The following is a 15,545-nucleotide window of genomic DNA, read 5'->3' as shown; positions in this document are numbered from 1 at the left end:
CTCTTGCGCGTCAGTCCGGCAGCCAGTGCAGCTCGCGCGCCAGGGTTTTGGCGACGGCACGGATGCGGTGGTGCAGCGGCGACTGCTCGCGGGGGAGGACCAGGTGGATCGTCAGGCTGGGCGCGGCCCGGAGCGGTCGCCAGGTGAGCCCGGCCGGTTGTGCCGTGGCCGCGGCTTCTCCGGCCGGGGCGAGGGTGACGCCGTCGCGCAGGTCGCGTTGCGACATGTCGAAAGAGACTGCGGGCGTATGGAACCGGGGGTGCGGTCGGGTGTCCCGGAACAGTGCGGACAGCTGATCGTGGATCACGGGGTTGGCGGTACGGTCCGGGAGTCGCAGCGGATACGCGGCGGCGTCGGCGATTTCGATCTCCGGGTGTTCGGCCAGCGGATGGTGCTGCGCCAGCTGGACCCCGATGCGCGCACTCCGCAGCAGGAAACGACGCACGCCACGGCCCGGCTGTTCACCGCGGGTGATCCCGGCGTCGATGCGGCCGTCGGCGACCGCGGGGGAGATCTCCGGTGTCGCCATCGGGACCGCGCCGACCTCGAGTCCGCTGTTGCCGCGAATCAGCCTGTCCACCAAGGCCGGTACCGTCTCGGCCCCGGTGCTGAGGCTGTATCCGATGCGCAGCGTGCCCAGTTCACCGGCCGCCGCGCTCCGGGCGGTGTCCCATGCCCGGTCCAGCGCCGCCAACGCGGGCGGCGCGGACTCCGCCAAAGCCGCACCGGCCGCAGTCAATACGACGCTACGCGTGTTGCGGACCATCAGGGTCGTACCGAGTTCCGCCTCCAATCGGCGCATCCGGGCGCTGAGCGCGGGCTGTGCGATACCGATCCGTGTGGCCGCGCGGGTGAAGTTCAACTCCTGCGCCAGCACCAGGAAGTACCGCAGACTCACCGTATCCGGCGCCACGTATCCTCCCTGCCGATTGATAACGATCCGTTCTGAGCCTATCCCGTACCGGTCTTTCCCTCGACCGCAGATCAAGCCCTAACCTGCGCTTATGGCGATTCAACTGACCGCAGTACCCGTCGCCGGGATCGATCGATCTGCGTGTCAATTCAAAGTCGGACGTGTCCGGCCGAACAAACACAGGAGATTTCCATGGCTAAGGGTTACTGGGTCAGTGTCTACCCCGCGATATCCGACTCTGAGGGGCTGACCGCCTACGACGAGCTGGCCGGTCCGGCTGTCCAGGCTGGGGCGGGCGCACCCTGTCCCGGATCCCGTCCCGTGGCGGTCGCGTCGTCGCCCACGAGGCAGGCATCACGCAACGTGTCGTTCTGATCGAGTTCGACAGCTTTGAACAGGCCGTCGCGGCATACGAGAGCGAGGCGTACCAGAAGGCGCTTCTGGCCCTGCCCGACGGCGTCGAACGCGACTTCCGCATCGTCGACGGCATCGACTGAGCGGTGGGCTCAGCCATCGCTGAGCATCTGTAAGCAGGCCGCCCAGCCACACACACCACAGGCGCCACCCTCACCCGGAGCTCCGGCAGGGTGTCACACACTGCACCATTCCGTCGGGCGGACCCGCCTGGGGCTGCCCGACAGGCGTCTCCGGAGAGATCCCGCACCTCTCGCCGGCCCATAGCGAGAAGGCTGGGTTCTTTCGGTGCGGGTAGGACAGCAGCCCTCCCACCGCTTTCCGACAGCGTGACCTGCACCGGTGGCAGCGTGCAGGTGCGTACCGATACCTGGGCGGACCAGCGCGTCGGCGGACCAGCACGTCGGCGGACCAGCACGTCACAGGAAGCGGCGGATGGGCTGGACGGCCACTTCTCGGATTCGCTGGACAGCGGAGCGTTTCTTCCAGCGGTCCTGCTGGATCAGTTCACTGACTGCGGTGTCGGCGTCGAAGTGTTCATCCAGGGTGGCCGTGAACTCCTGGTCCAGGACGGCGAGCATGACTTCCTCGTCGTGGTCGAGGGAGCGGCGGTTGAAGTTCGTGGAGCCGATCAGCGCGGCGACGCCGTCGACGGTGATGATTTTGGCGTGCATCATCGTCGGCTGGTACTGGTAGATCTTGACCCCGCACGCGGTGAGTTCCTCGTAGTGGTGCTGGCCCGCCAGCTGGCACACCCGCTTGTCGGTGTGCGGGCCGGGGAGCACGATCTCCACCTCGACGCCGCGCCGCGCGGTGGCACAGAGGAGTTCGATGAAGTACGCGTCGGGGGAGAAGTAGGCGGTGGACAGCCGGAAGCGTTCCTCGGCCGACTCCAGCATCACGCGGAGCAGCGTCTGCATGTCCTGCCAGCCGAAGCTCGCAGAGCCGCGCACGACCTGCACGATGGCGCCGCCCTGCGGACGGTGGTCGATGAACCGGTCTCTCTCGTCGAAGAGTTCGTCATGGCACTCGGCCCAGTTCTGAGCGAACGCCGCCGCGAGACCGTCCACCGCGGGCCCGCGCACCTCTACGTGCGTGTCGCGCCACTCGTGCTCGTTGCGGGCATCGCCGCACCATTCCTCGGCGATGCCCACCCCGCCGGTGAACGCGGTCTCCTCGTCGACGACCAGAACCTTGCGATGACAGCGGTGGTTCTGCTTGAGCGGTGAGAGGTACAGCGGCTTTCGGAACCACGCCACCTGCACCCCGGCCTGCTCCATCGCGGCCAGCTGCTCGGTCTCGATCAACCGGCTGCCGAACCCGTCCAGGAGGAGCCGCACCCGCACCCCGGCGCGCGCCCGCTCGGCAAGCGTCTCGGCGAACCGCAGGGCGATGTCGCCCTTCCAGTAGACGAACGTCATCATGTCCACCGTGTGCTCGGCACGGCGGATCCCCGCGAGCATGGCCGCGAAAATCTCGTCCCCGTTGCGCAAGGGTATGAGAGAGTTGCCCTCCGTCGCCGCGATCCCGATCAGCCGCTCCAGGCGTCGTCGTACCCGTGCGACACGGGCCCCGACGTCGGGCCCACCCGCCTCATCGGGCGTCGGTGCATTCAGCTCGGTGGGTTCCTGCGTACTGGTCATGGTTCTCCGGGCCGGTACACAACGCGAATGTCTCAGGGCCGCGGTGCCCGGTCCGGCGCGGGCTGAGCAGCCAGCCGACTCTACCTCCTGGTGGTCGGCCGGAGGGCCGCGCGCATGGGCCCGCATCCGTGGGGAACGCGATGGAGACACCTCAACCCAGGGAGCCCATCGTGGTGATTGTCGGCATCGTGGCGGTCTGTGTCGTACTGGCCGTCCTCGCCTTCCTCGTGCCCCGTCTCTCCCGACACCCCGAACGCGGTACCCAGCGCACCTTGGGGGCCGGGTCGCGCGCAGGCGGCAAGGCTCCCGGCGTCCTGGGCCGGATCATCAGCGAGCCCTTCCGGAGCAGCTCCAAGGCGGTGGGCCGCAGTGGTTCCGCCGGACGCCGCGCCCGAGGCCGCATGCCCTTCTGAGACGGCGCGTCGGTGCCGAAGCATGCGTTACGGCACCGGTCGACAGTCCGCTGTCGGCCCGCCGTCCCACCCGGGGACAGACAGGTCCGTAGCAGCCGACTCGTTCCCCGTCCACCGACACCGAGAGCGCGCCTCAGTGGTGGGGCGTCCCGTGACCTGGCGGTCAAGTTGACCCGGGGCAGCGGCCCGAAGGCTCTCGCTACCTGGCGCCAAGTGGTCAGTCCCGGACGCTGGTGATCAGCCGCTGGTGACGTCGGTCTCGTGGTCGACAGCCCAGGCCCAGTGCTCGGCCACGGTCCGGCCCGCGGTGCCTGAGCCCGGGCCGTGGGACCTGGCCGGCGCGGTCAGGCTGGTGTACGGGGCCGGGGTGGTTTCCAGCAGAACAGCGTGGGTGCGTTCATCCGGCACGCGCCCTGTCGCGAAGACATAGGCCCGACCCGCAGTGAGTGGTGGTGCCCCCTGCTCGTGGCTGACGGTGACCGTGCCCCGTAGGCCGCCCTTGAAGCGCTGCTCGACCCGCACTTCGTAGAGGTCGGAGAGGATGCCGGCGATGTCTCGCCGACCACCACGGTTCACGACCGTGCCGGCGAACACGTCGTCTGCGGTCCCGGCGACCTGCCGGGCGTCCCGCACGTCGTAAAGCGTCACCGCCTCGCCCGCACTCGTCGCCTCCGACACAGCGGTAGTGCGGTAGACGCCCCAGGACGCGCCGACCAAAACGGCCAGTCCGGCTGCGGCGAGCGCGAGCCGACGCTGAAGACGGTTCATGGATCTGCCTTTCAGCCCCACAACGCGTGGTAGTTCCTACGGTCCCGCGCAGTCGGGGCGCCGTTGGAGGGCATGTCGAACGAGTTCGGAGCCATCAACGAGCGGTACCTCGACGGGTTCTTGTGACAGAACCCAAGGGCGTGACCGAGCTCGTGTGCGGCGATCATGCGCCGCGATCCGCGGTCCCCGTACCGCTTCCCCGGCCCGAGGTAGGCCTTGTTGAGCTTCAACAGGTCGGTGCCGCCCATGCCCTTCCAACGCCCCAGGACGCCTTTCCACGGCGGACGAGTCGCGTTCACATCCGACCATTCCAGATCAGCGATCCGGCCGGCGTCGTCCGCGGGGAACTTCACCCGATCGAGGCCCCGTTGCGACCACACCCTGTGGGCATGGCGGCGTGCGTCATCGAACACCGACTCGTCCTCCCACGCGACTTCGCCTCTGTCCACTGACGAGCGGCCCCGGGAATCCTTTTGGCCATTCATGCATGCCGCCGGGGCCGCCTGGACCGCCTGGACCGCCTGGACCGCCGAGGCGGGCACAGTGACCAGGGACAGCGCAAGCAGCGTCGCCATGAGCAGTGCGCTGCTCGGCTTACGGAGATGCCGCGCAGCGTGACAAGGATCTCCAGCGCCACCTGGTTGCGTTCGGAGGGTGACTACGAGGCAGTGCCGAGGACGCACATGTCTCCGTTCGTGAGAGGCGAGTTGAGAAGAGTCTGTGTAGCGTGCCCGCCCACCCCTATCGACGCGCTGAAGCGAGCGCTCTCTCACCCGGATGAGGTGTAAACCCCGCTACCCGCCGGGGCCCGCCGAGTACAAAGACGCACCTTCTACGTCGCCCCCACTCGGGCCGAGTCGACCGTGACCATGACCGTCGGTCCCGCGCACACGGCGACCCGCTCTCGCGACCTGTGCCGCCGACCGGCTCCCTCCGTTCACGGGGAGGTCACCGGCTCGCAGCGCCGGGGATCGGGACCCGGTAGACCGAAGTGGTGGGCGCGGGGGAGAGGCCGGCGCGCACGCCTCCACCTGCCGCGCCATCCCGCTGATATGACCCGCCGTTGCACCATCTGGCGCAGCCGCCACCCCTGCGATTGGCGACTACGCGCCGTCCCTGACAGGGGCAACCCTGTACCAGGGATGCCGACACCGGGTCAGCGGGGGCCTGGCGGGACCAGGCCTGCCTCGTACGCGGAGATGGCCGCCTCCACCCGGTTGCGTGCCCCCAGCTTTGCCAGCACCGCGCTGACGTATGCCTTCATCGTGCCCTCGACGAGGTGCAACTGGCTCCCGATCTCCGCATTGGACAGCCCTGTCCCGAGTCCCGCCAGCACCTCACGCTCCCGTTCCGTGAGCCGTTCCAGTGAGCGGAGGGGGTGTGCCGCCCGGCGCCGGCGTCGTGCTGGTCAACGGGCTGTGCGCGCTGGGCCTGGCCGATTCCGCGACCCCCGGCAACGCCCACGTCCTGTCACTGGCCGTGCTGAGCCTGCTGCTCGGGGCCCGGGTCGCCGGGGCACGGCGCCCGCTCCTGGTGCTCGCCGGGTGCGTAGCGGCCGATCTCGCGACGTGCGCGGTCCTGCGAGCGCAGCCCGTGTGGTGGTTCTACGCGCTGACCGTGCTGCCCGCCGCCCTGCTGCTGCCCTGGCTGGCCGGACGGCACTGGCGTGGCCGACGCGAACTCGTGCGGGAAGGCTGGCGGCTTGCCCAGAGCCTGGAAGAGCGCCAGCATCTGGTCGCGGAGCGGGTGCGGCTGACCGAACGCGCGGACATCGCCGCCGACATGCACGACTCCCTCGGCCACGCCCTGAGCCTGGTCGCCCTGCGCGCCGGAGTCCTGGAACTCTCGCCCGACCTCACCGACCGCGACCGCGCCGACCTCGCCGAATTACGCGGGACGATCGCGGACGCGGTGGAACAACTGCGAGAGACCGTCGCCGTCCTGCACGACCCGCCCGGCACGGACACGGGGGCGGGCCTGCCCGTCAACGACACTGTCGAGGACCTCCTCCAACGGGCGGCCGCTTCCGGGGTGCCTGTGCGTTGGGAGCGGCGCGGGGCGGGGCCCCCGATGTCTCCCCTGGCCGAACGCGGAATGTACCGGGTGGTGCAAGAGGCACTCACGAACGCGGTGAAGCACGCGCCGGACTGCGCGATCGGGGTACGGATCACCCACGAGACCGACCGTACCCGCTTGAGCATTGTGAATGTCGCCCCGTCGATCGGCGGACCGGCGCACACGGGCGAAAGCCCGGCACGTGGCGCCGGCGGCCGGGGACTGACAGGGCTTCGGGAGCGGGTGACGGTCCTCGGCGGCTCCCTGCGGGCCGCGCTGGACGAAGGCGGATTTCACGTCACCGCTGTCCTCCCGCACCAGGCCACCGCCCGTCCCGGGACGCCGACGCCGGGACCACGTACAGCGCCCGGAGCGCCGGTCGAAACCCGACGGTCCGCCGCGCCGCCGTCGGAGACCGCTCCCCACCCGAACACGCCCCCGGGCACCGTCGTACCGGAGTCCGCCATGCGGCTCGCCTCCGTACGGAGCGATGCCCGTCGCCGTTCCGCCGTCGCCTTCGTGGCACCTATCGTCGCAGCACTCTTCTTCGTGCCATCCGCCTTCTTCCTGGCCTGGCAACTGACGACGAGCGTGCTGCCGCCCTCCCGGTTCGACGAGTTGACCCTCGGCCGGTCGCGCGCCGAACTCGCCCCGCTGCTGCCGGCCCGCGCCTACCCCTACCCCTCCGACTACGCCCGTTCCGCATCCCGGCCGCCCGGCGCCCGCTGCGAGTTCTACCGTTCCGGCCGCGACCTGTTGGACCAGGTCGACCTCTACCGACTCTGCTGGTCCGGCAACACGCTGCTGACGAAGGACACCGTGCCCGCAAGCCGCCCCCGGCAGAGTGAGGGCCACGACATACGGCCTACGCTGGATCGCGGTGGTCCACCACCTCGGGGCAGTCTTGCCCGCCGCTGAGCTGGACGTCGCGCTACCGGCCCTGACGGATGTCACCGTTGCCGTTGCCGTTGCCGTTGCCGTCGCGCACGCCGAGCCGGCTCTGATCGTCGGCATGGGCTTGGCCTCGACGGCGGAGTCCCAGCCGGGCACCGAGCGGCGGCACCGACCTCGGAGTCCCATGCCGCAACTCCTGCGGATGGCGCAGAACCCCTCCGTGCCCCGTGGAGAGCCCGGTCGTCGAGGAGGGACTCAGTCCGAATTCATTCGTAACGCAGGCGCAGCGACTCCCGTTCGGCCTCCTCGATCTGGTCGACGGTCAAGCCCGGCAGGTTCAGCTGAGCCAGCGTCACCTCGGCACTGGTCGGCTGGGCGTCAGCGGGCACCCACCGCTCCGGTTTCCAGGCGTTGGCGCGCATCAGCGACTTCGGGCAGTGCGGATAGACCTGCTCGACCTGCACCACAAGCGCCGTGACCGGCGGTTTGCCGATGGGAGTGAGTTGGGCGAGCAACTCCGGGCGCGCCGAGATGCAGGCGCGGCCGTTGACGCGCAGCGTGGTCGGGCGGCCGGGGATGAGGAAGAGGAGTCCGACGCGTCCGGTGTGTAGCACGTTGTGCATGGTGTCGAGCCGTTTGTTGCCGGTCGCGTCGGGGATCACCAGGGTCCGCTCGTCCAGTACCGAGACGAACCCGGCCGGGCCGCCACGCGGCGTCACGTCCGCCCGGCCCTCGTCGTCCGCGCTCCCGACGAATACCAGGGAGGAACAGCCGATCAGCGCCCGGGCCTCCTCGGTCAGCCGGTCGATCTCCTTGCGGACCGAGTTCGGGTTCGGCTGCGGGTACAGCTCGCGCAGCTGGTCCGGGCTGGTAAGGGCGTCCGCACGGAGGGACTCGAAGAGCAAGCCGGCGGCGGCCCCAGTGTCGTCGATCATCATATGGACGACCCTAGAAGGCGATCGAGGCAGTACGCGGGTCATTGTGTGATCTCGCCCGCGTCGCCCGGTCGAGGCCTCACCGGGACGGATGGGCGGGCTGACACGGCGAAGTGGCCCTTTGGGCAGTGCGGGATGGGCCGTGCCCAGTACGGGCCGCCGTGCATCACGTTGGCTGTGGAGGTACGAACGGGTTCTGGTCCACATCGTGCGGAGCCGGCCAAGACTGTGCTTCCCGGACGACACGCGAGTCCGTAGGTCTCCGTAGGTGCTACTCGGCATCTGCCGCGGAAGAGGCCGTCACAGGGCCACGATTGCCCATCGCCGTGCTCCGGGTTCGTCGCCGGCGGCGTCCGTGCCACACTCGGTGATCCCGTAGGGGACGAGCTTTTCGACGAGGGCACGTTGGTCCGGCTCGGGGGTGTCCTCGATGTGGGAGACCGCCATGACGAGGACGTGGTCGCGGCGGTCGGTCACGTGCACCGTGATGCGCTTGCCCCCGTCGGTGAGCGCCGACTCCGCAAGTGCCCGTGTCACGTGGGCGAGCGCCTTCGCCCGGTCGGCTTTGTCGTCCAGCAGGCCCCACGTTCCTACCTGGCGCACGACCAGCTCGGCGGCCTTCCTGGGTGTCCAGGGGGCGTTCTCCAAAGGCCAGTTGCCGACACGCCTGTCACGGATGACGACACTCGTCCTCGGCCGGGCGGCAGCCTTCTTCGTCGGTGGGTCCGGCGGCGGGGGATTCGGCGGCTTCTTCGGGGGTGGCGGTGTTTTCGGCGGGTAGTCCGGCCGGGGCTGGGGCATCAGCTCAGGTGTTGTCGCGTCGTCCATGTACCGACGGTAGCCGTGCGCGACACCCGGCATCGGACTTCGGTGCAACGCGCTGTCGCGCCCAACGGGGGGTGATCCGCTCTCTACGGGTCTACATCCTTTGAACTGCGATGCTGCAAAGAGAACCGGACAGCTCCACCCATTCACGATCTGGCCAGCGACCCAGTGGGCCATGGCCCACTTCGCGGCCCGCGGGTCGGCTGGCGGGTGAAAGGCCATCGCCGTGTAGCAGATGGCTGCTTGCTTCTACCGTTGCAAAGTGGAGGTGGGGCTCCGCTGCTAGAAGCAGTTAACGGCCCGAGGCTGCAGGGCACCGTGGGTGAGAACTCCGATGAGTCAGCCGATGTCGAGCGTCCAGCGATCGGCGTCGAGGAGGAGATATCCGGGGCCGGTGACACGGATGGTCTCTCCGCTGCGCCACGAGGACCAGTTCGTCGTCCGCACCTTCACGCACACCCCTCCACACGTTGTACCTGCCGTCCGGCAGCGCTTCGCCCGTGCCCGTCGTGTTCCGCACAACGGGCACGGGCGAGCTGACCCTCCTGCGGATCGTGTATCCGGCTGCCGACGAGCGCCAGGCCTGGTGGAGGCAGCTCCGTGATCGTGAGTCTCAGCGGAGGTGGCCGAGCAGCGGGGACGGCGGTGCGAGGTGGGTCCCCAGCCCGTTGGCGACCACGCTGAAGGCTAGCTTCACCGGGTCGAGGAGCGTAGCGGAGGCGCTGCGGCGTTCGGTCTCCTGGTGCGGTGGTCAGCCGGCGAGCCGCTGGCCGAACTTGGCGCCGTTCTCGGGGTCGCCGAGCTTCGCCGGCGTGAGCGTGCTTGCGCCGGTGGTGGTCAGGCCGCCCGTGGAGCCGTAGAGGTTCCACAGGGCGCCCGAGTCGGTGACAGTGCTGTCCTCGCCGGGGGCCGTGGCGGTCAGGTCGGCGCGGCCGTCCTTGTTCAGGTCGGTGAGGAGCACCTGGCGGCCGAAGTCGTCGCCGCTCTCGGCGACGCCGGGTATTCCGGCGGTGGTCTGGTTGTAGGCGACGGCGCCCTTGCCGGTCATGCCGCCGTCGGCCTTGGACGCGCCCTTGAGCAGGACGACCGCGCCGGTGCCGGTAGCCGCGTCCAGGCTCTCGCCGGGTATTCCGGCGGCGACCTCGGCCCTGCCGTCGCCGTCCACGTCGCTCGCGCTGAGGGAGGCACCGAACGCGTCGTCGTCCTCGCTGGCGCCGGGGACGCCCGCGGTGGCCTGGGTGATGACCTTCTTGCGCGCGTCGGTCGGTCCTGCCGAGCTGCCGTACTGGATCGTGATGCTGCCCGGGTGGGAGTCGATGACCTCGGTGACGCTGCCGATGTCGCGGGTGATCAGGTCGCCGTACCCGTCGCCGTCGACATCACCGACGGTGCCGCTGTAGGCCGTGCCGAGCTTGGTTGAGCTGTGGCTGACGCCGCCGCGGCCGCCCTTGAAGAAGCGGGCGTCGTGCGTCATCTCCTCGAAGCCGTGCGTGCTGACGATGTCGTCGACGCCATCGCCGGTCAGGTCGCCGGTGATGAAGGACCGGAGGCCGGAGGGCCCGTCGCTCGTGACGACGCTGTCCTTGGACGCGGGCTTGCCGGCACGGGTGAACGGGCCGTACTCGACGGTCATCCCGGAGACGTCGGGGTCGTCGCTCGGCACGTCGTTGACGACCAGGTCGCGCTTGCCGTCGCCGTTGAAGTCGCCCGTGGCGAACTCGGAGTTCTCGTGGGGCAGGAGGGTGTCCGCGCCGGTCAGCCCGGTGGCTGAGCCCCACAGAACGGTCGCTTTGTTGCCGTTGTCGTCGCCACCGGACACGAGCAGGTCGGTGTAGCCGTCGGCGTCGAGGTCGGCGGGGGCCGTCTGGTAACCGAAGGCGAACGTGCCCTGGAGCTCGCCGGGGACGCCCGGGGTGGCGCGGCTGATGCGCTGGTGGCGTTCGGTGCCGGGCCCGGAGGCGGTGCCGTACACGATGGAGAGGTAGCCCGCGTTCTCGACGCCGTCGACGGTGCCGTGCGGCGCGGCGACGGCGAGGTCGGCGTATCCGTCATGGTTGAAGTCGGTGATCGGGGTGCGGGGCGGCTGAGGGGCCGCGGCCGCGGTGCTCGCGGTGACGGAGACGGCGAGGGGGGCGGTCAGCGCGGCGACGGCAATGGCGCTGATGAGGGTGCGGCGGGGCACGGGTCCTCCTGTTGGGAACGTCTGTGACGTAGGAGGAGACAGGCCTTGTGGACGAAGGTTGTATTCCCTATGGACTCCGTTACATGATCCAGACGTTTGACGTGCGATGCCCGCTGTTCACTCCGCGAGCATTGAGAGGGAACCGGGCGAGATGTGGAACGAGCGTCGGGAGCCGGATGCTTCCGGGGCGCCGGCGCCGGCGCCGGCGCCGGGGCCTGGGTCGGGGCTTGGTCATCCGTACGAGAAGGCCGCCGTTCCCGCAGAAACAAGCTCTCGTTCAACTGAGCCGTTTGGAACAGCCGTTCACAGTTGCAGCGGCAACCAGAGCGCTCGACACGACCAGGCGGGTTTCCCTGCCGTTGTTGAGGCATCTCGACAGACAGGGGCTGACGCGCCGATTGGACGACAAGTGGAGAGAAGTCGTACGGCGACGAGAGTGAGACGAGAGTGAAGGGGGAGGGGCCGGCCGCGATCATGCGGCCGGCCCCTTCATGGCGACAGACGAATTCGTCACGCCGCGTTCAAAAGGATGCGGGCCGTGCTCCCGCCGCCTCCCTTGACGGTCACCTGCCAGCAGCCCGGACCAGGCAGCTCCAAGCTCATCGGCAGAGGGCCGGGAACGCCCTCCGATGTGGGCGTCATATGTGCCCGCCCAGCCCCGGCAGTTCCACGAATCCCTTTCACCGAAACCTGGGGAAGGGATTTCTGGTCCACCCACAGGGGAAACTTCCCTCGGCGGTCCGCACCTTGACGTTCCAGAAGGTCACTCCAGCTGTCGGTCCGCGGCGCTATGAACCAGACGCGGCCTGATCCGACTACTTTGAGCCCTTCCCGCGACAGCTTCGCCGGCGGCCGAGAGACTGGAACCACATCATCGTCGCAAACTGCCTTGCTGAGACGCGAGGTGGAAGGTGACGGTGAGCCCGAGTGCGACGGGGCGGCCGACGGTGTTCCCTGCTGGTCACTGCAGGCGGCGGTGACCAGCAGGGCCGAGAACGACAGTGGCACGACAACAGCTCGCCAACGCCTTGTGTCAAGCGACCCCATAGCGACTCCATATCAACCCGAACGGCAACAACGTCAAAATGATGATGCCCGCGCTTTGCATCAGCCGTGTCAGCGAGTCCTTGCGAGGCCGCCCGATCGCGGTGGGATCCCCGATCACCGTTGCGATGATCAATGGAATCCCGAAGAACACGCCGTAGACGAGTCCACCCCACTGGGGCACGAGGTTGAGCAGAGCGCTGATCAGGAGTACCCACGAAGCGCAGGACATACGGAACGTTGTCCATATAAGCCCGGTGTCCAGCCCCCACAGCGACGGCGTCACCCAGGTTGGAGCGGTGCTCGAATCGTCGGACAGCGTCTTTGCGGTCTGCCGTCGCAATCCCATGGTGAAGGTACCCCGCTTGATCGCCCGGGCGTCCAGCACGATGCCCAAGGCGGCTGTTACCGAGCAGGTCGCCATCCGCGCAGGGTGCGGAAAGATGAAAAGCCTTCGCGCAGTGGGTGGCTGGTGGTCCAACCGGTCACCCGCTGCGACTGGAAAGGCCACGAGGCGTCGGCGCCTCCGTGTCGGATGGCACCTGCCCAGGGGAGAAGCGGTCGAATTACAGCCAGCTCTCTCACGAACCGTGGGCGAGACGTACTTTCGCGGGGTGCCCGACGACACCCCGACGTTGGTCGCAGATCAGGCTGCAGGAAGGCGGGTCGAGGTGACCACGACGGATGTGTAGGGCATGGTGGCGTGGCCGCCGAGCATGTCGATCGCGTTCCCGGCGCTCTCCAGGATCTCGGCCATTTCGTCTGCGGGGAGTTGGGTGAGGCCGCCGAAAGTGGGGAGTTGGTCGAGCCACTCCTCTCGGGAGTAGGTGCGCTCCCAGGTGAAGCGCCACTGTTCCGGCTCGCTGAAGCTGCCGGTCTGCCGGATCCCGTCGGCGATCTTCGCGAAGAGTGGCTGGTAGGCATCCACGGCCGATCCCCTCAGTAGGCCGGGGTTGAACGGGGACTCAGGAGCGACCCGTTGGAGTGCTTCAGTGAGGGCGTTGATCAACTCGGCCGGGAGCTGGGGTACGTGATGGAAGGGGGCGAGTCGGCCTTCGGGCCGGAGCACCTGGGCCGCCTTGGCCGCGCCGACGACGGGGTCGACCCAGTGCCAGGCGGTGCCTGCGATGACCGCATCGAACTGTCGCCCGGCCGGTTGCCAGTCCTCGAACCTGGTGACCTCGACCTCGACACGGCTGCGTCGCGCGAAGGCGGCCATCCGCTCGTCGGGCTCGACACCGAGCACTGTGCAGCCGGCCGCCTGGAACTGCCGGGCTTCGATGCCGGTCCCGGCTCCGACATCGAGGACGTACCGACCGGGGCTCGCCGCGATGACCCTGTCCACCAGGGCCTGCGGATACGGCGGTCGGGCGCGGTCGTAGCGTTCGGAGTCCACGCCGAACGACTCGGCCGTCTGCCGGTGGCGGTGGGGCTCGGGTACGGACTCGTCCGGCTGTCCCTGCGATAAAGTGGGCATGCGCCCACACTAGTGGGCGGTTGCCCACCTGTTAAGGCGGGGCGGCGCGGAAAGGGAGACAATGCCGACAGGGGTGCACATCCACAATGTGCGCGGCCAGTTGTTCGAAGCCGCCGAGCGCGTGTTGCTCCGGGACGGGCCCGACGCGTTGACCAGCCGGGCGGTCACGGAGGAGGCGGACTGCGCCAAGGGCGTGCTGCACCGGCACTTCACCGACTTCGACGCTTTCCTGGCGGAACTGGTCCTCGACCGCGTCCGCGGCATCGAGGACCGCACCACGACTCTGCGCGCGGCCGCCGGCACCGGAAGCGTGGTGGACAACCTCACCGACGCACTGCAGGACCTGTTCGGGCCGGTCACGGTGGCAATCGTCGCGCTCATCACCTTCCGCGACGGCCTCCGCGCCCGGCTGCGCGAGGCCGGTCTGACCGGCATCCCACTGGCCGTGCAAGGCACCGCCATGATCGCCGCGTACCTCACCGACGAGCGGGAGTTGGGCCGCCTGGCCGGTGACGCCGACATCGACGCACTCGCCCCCACTCTCGTCGGGGCTGGGCACCTACTGTTCGCCGACCGGACCAGCGCCCCGCCGCAGATCGCCGCCGTCCGCAGGATGGTGATCACTGTCGTCGCCGGCGCCTTGCGGCCACTTCAGCCGTGACCAAGTCATCCGCTCCGTCAGGGGCTATTCGTAGACCCGCGCTGCTGAGAGTTGCAGGGCGACTGACCGCCAGGTGACTGGTTCCAGTTCGGCGCCAAGGCTCGTGCTGCCCAGCCACGCGGCCCAGGCATCGAGCACGTTGTACAGGAGGCTGTGTGCCCAACTGCCTCCGTCGCCGGCCCAGTCGCCGCGGCTGCGCTTGACCTCGTATGCCCGCTGGTCGCAAGCGAAGTCGGTGGCGAGCGCCGCGATATACATCCTCAGGTCGTGTGGGCTGTTCACCTCGTCCCATTCGGTGACCACGTCGGCGGGAGGCGAGGCGAATCCGGGCGGGGAAGTGCGAGCCTGGTCCAGTTGGAAGGCCAGTCCCTGCCATCCGGGCTGGCCGGGAGTCTGTTCGTGCAGCGGGTCGGTACCGTCGAGCCGGCTTTCCAGAAGCCGGGCCCAGGCCCAGAGGAAGCCGTCGACCGACTGGTTGGTCCAACGTCCTGCTGCGGGTGTGCCAGGATTCTGCCCGGTGCACGCGGTCTCGCAGTCGGCCGACAGCAGTTGAAGGTAAGCGGTGAAGTCCTGGCGGGACTCCACCTGCTGCCAGGAGTCGATGTTTCGGGGTACGGGCACCTCGAGAGAGTACGAGCCCCGCTGGCCTGCGTCGATCAGGTTGTTTGCGACGGGTTTTTAGACGTGCACCTGCCGCACTGTGCGGCCTGGGGTCTCGAGGGGAGCGTCGAAGGTGCGTTTCAAGGTGGAGCGCGGCCGCCGGGCCGCGGCCCGAGTTCGGTGGTCAGGGGCACGCCGTCCTCGACTTTCTCGGCCCGCCGCCCGTGCATGCTCAGCAGCAGGACCTCCAGCGGGCCGCCGACCAGGTCGGCGTCGGTCGGGTGCGGGTGCGGGACGCGATTAGGGTCGTCGTTTCTGCGCCGTAGACGCGGCCGTTGAGAGCCCGCCTCCGAAGCCTTCAGATCGAGGGTTCAGAGACGGGGTGCGCCACGAACGAAGAAGGGAGCTCTATGTAGGAGAGCTCGTGAAATCGATGCTGTGCAAGAGATGAAGGTATGGCCCTTCGGAGCCGCCCTGCGGGGGGAGGCTTCAAACCGCCACATGCTGCGGAAGCGGTAACGCGACTGTGGTGAGCGATGTGGAAAAGGCGCCGTGAAGGCGTCAGGTAGGGATCAAGAAGACGAGCGCAAGCGAACCACTGACGAAGTGCCGTTATTGATTAGGTGACATCGAAACCGGGTGCTTCCCATCGAACCCGGGATGAGCCTGGCGGGCGCCCGCTTATTGGCCAGGTGGTGTCCGGCACGAAGGTGGCGTGAGA

The 15,545-nt window shown here is 68.8% G+C and carries 14 protein-coding genes and 2 pseudogenes; 5 read left to right on the top strand and 11 right to left on the bottom strand.

All coding sequences use genetic code 11. The annotated features are described in order from the left end of the window. Positions 1-10 precede the first annotated feature (10 nt). A complete protein-coding gene (locus AC07DO_RS06670) occupies positions 11-913 on the bottom strand; it encodes a LysR family transcriptional regulator (RefSeq protein ID WP_479057568.1) in 903 nt (300 codons plus the stop codon). Positions 914-1,105: 192 nt separating this feature from the next. Here AC07DO_RS06670 and AC07DO_RS06665 point away from each other — a divergent pair. After that, positions 1,106-1,410, top strand: a pseudogene (locus AC07DO_RS06665) (DUF1330 domain-containing protein). A gap of 336 nt (positions 1,411-1,746) precedes the next feature. On the opposite strand, the gene AC07DO_RS06660 reads toward AC07DO_RS06665, so the two are convergent. Further along, the gene (locus AC07DO_RS06660) at positions 1,747-2,970 is read right to left on the bottom strand and encodes a phospholipase D-like domain-containing protein (protein ID WP_479057567.1); all 1,224 of its coding nucleotides are present in this window, start codon (positions 2,968-2,970) and stop codon (positions 1,747-1,749) included. A 170-nt stretch (positions 2,971-3,140) separates the two neighbouring features. Here AC07DO_RS06660 and AC07DO_RS06655 point away from each other — a divergent pair, with 170 nt between their 5' ends. Then, positions 3,141-3,383: a DUF6411 family protein gene (locus AC07DO_RS06655; protein ID WP_479057566.1), complete on the top strand. Its 243-nt coding sequence runs from the start codon at positions 3,141-3,143 to the stop codon at positions 3,381-3,383. A gap of 237 nt (positions 3,384-3,620) precedes the next feature. Here AC07DO_RS06655 and AC07DO_RS06650 read toward each other — a convergent pair whose 3' ends face one another. From AC07DO_RS06650 to AC07DO_RS06640, 3 genes and pseudogenes are all read right to left on the bottom strand, one after another. Then, positions 3,621-4,151: a hypothetical protein gene (locus AC07DO_RS06650; protein WP_479057565.1), complete on the bottom strand. Its 531-nt coding sequence runs from the start codon at positions 4,149-4,151 to the stop codon at positions 3,621-3,623. 11 nt (positions 4,152-4,162) lie between these two features. Then, positions 4,163-4,726, bottom strand: a complete 564-nt coding sequence (locus tag AC07DO_RS06645; RefSeq protein WP_479057564.1) for a hypothetical protein — start codon at positions 4,724-4,726, stop codon at positions 4,163-4,165. A 581-nt stretch (positions 4,727-5,307) separates the two neighbouring features. Then, positions 5,308-5,550: pseudogene (locus AC07DO_RS06640) on the bottom strand (response regulator transcription factor); the annotation flags it as partial. On the opposite strand from AC07DO_RS06640, the gene AC07DO_RS06635 reads away from it, so the two are divergent. Continuing rightward, positions 5,532-7,124, top strand: coding sequence for a sensor histidine kinase (locus AC07DO_RS06635; protein WP_479057563.1), 1,593 nt, complete (start codon positions 5,532-5,534; stop codon positions 7,122-7,124). The pseudogene AC07DO_RS06640 and the gene AC07DO_RS06635 overlap by 19 nt on opposite strands. A 242-nt stretch (positions 7,125-7,366) precedes the next feature. Here the strand turns inward: AC07DO_RS06635 and AC07DO_RS06630 are convergent, their stop codons facing one another. The 3 genes from AC07DO_RS06630 to AC07DO_RS06620 form a co-directional block, all read right to left on the bottom strand. Next, positions 7,367-8,035, bottom strand: coding sequence for an MSMEG_1061 family FMN-dependent PPOX-type flavoprotein (locus AC07DO_RS06630; RefSeq protein ID WP_479058527.1), 669 nt, complete (start codon positions 8,033-8,035; stop codon positions 7,367-7,369). A gap of 300 nt (positions 8,036-8,335) precedes the next feature. Beyond that, the gene (locus AC07DO_RS06625; protein ID WP_479057562.1) at positions 8,336-8,863 is read right to left on the bottom strand and encodes a hypothetical protein; all 528 of its coding nucleotides are present in this window, start codon (positions 8,861-8,863) and stop codon (positions 8,336-8,338) included. 748 nt (positions 8,864-9,611) lie between these two features. Next, positions 9,612-11,042 (bottom strand): FG-GAP and VCBS repeat-containing protein, encoded by a 1,431-nt coding sequence (locus tag AC07DO_RS06620; protein WP_479057561.1) that lies wholly within the window; start codon positions 11,040-11,042, stop codon positions 9,612-9,614. Positions 11,043-11,125: 83 nt separating this feature from the next. Between AC07DO_RS06620 and AC07DO_RS06615 the strand changes: the two genes are divergently transcribed. Then, positions 11,126-11,482 (top strand): SelB domain-containing protein, encoded by a 357-nt coding sequence (locus AC07DO_RS06615; RefSeq protein ID WP_479057560.1) that lies wholly within the window; start codon positions 11,126-11,128, stop codon positions 11,480-11,482. A gap of 593 nt (positions 11,483-12,075) precedes the next feature. Here AC07DO_RS06615 and AC07DO_RS06610 read toward each other — a convergent pair. Together AC07DO_RS06610 and AC07DO_RS06605 are read right to left on the bottom strand one after the other, a co-directional pair. Beyond that, complete coding sequence (locus tag AC07DO_RS06610; RefSeq protein WP_479057559.1) at positions 12,076-12,510, bottom strand: hypothetical protein; 435 nt, start codon at positions 12,508-12,510, stop codon at positions 12,076-12,078. 222 nt (positions 12,511-12,732) lie between these two features. Next, a complete protein-coding gene (locus tag AC07DO_RS06605; protein ID WP_479057558.1) occupies positions 12,733-13,563 on the bottom strand; it encodes a class I SAM-dependent methyltransferase in 831 nt (276 codons plus the stop codon). A 61-nt stretch (positions 13,564-13,624) separates the two neighbouring features. Between AC07DO_RS06605 and AC07DO_RS06600 the strand changes: the two genes are divergently transcribed. Beyond that, positions 13,625-14,224 (top strand): TetR/AcrR family transcriptional regulator, encoded by a 600-nt coding sequence (locus tag AC07DO_RS06600; protein WP_479057557.1) that lies wholly within the window; start codon positions 13,625-13,627, stop codon positions 14,222-14,224. Positions 14,225-14,248: 24 nt separating this feature from the next. Here the strand turns inward: AC07DO_RS06600 and AC07DO_RS06595 are convergent, their stop codons facing one another. Beyond that, entirely contained in the window at positions 14,249-14,845 is a 597-nt protein-coding gene (locus tag AC07DO_RS06595; RefSeq protein WP_479057556.1) for a hypothetical protein, read from the bottom strand. Positions 14,846-15,545: the final 700 nt, after the last annotated feature.

The sequence above is a fragment of the Streptomyces sp. NPDC045678 genome (genome assembly GCF_056432085.1).
Note: the sequence above shows the minus strand (reverse complement) of the source record. Positions and strands in the feature narration are given on the sequence as shown.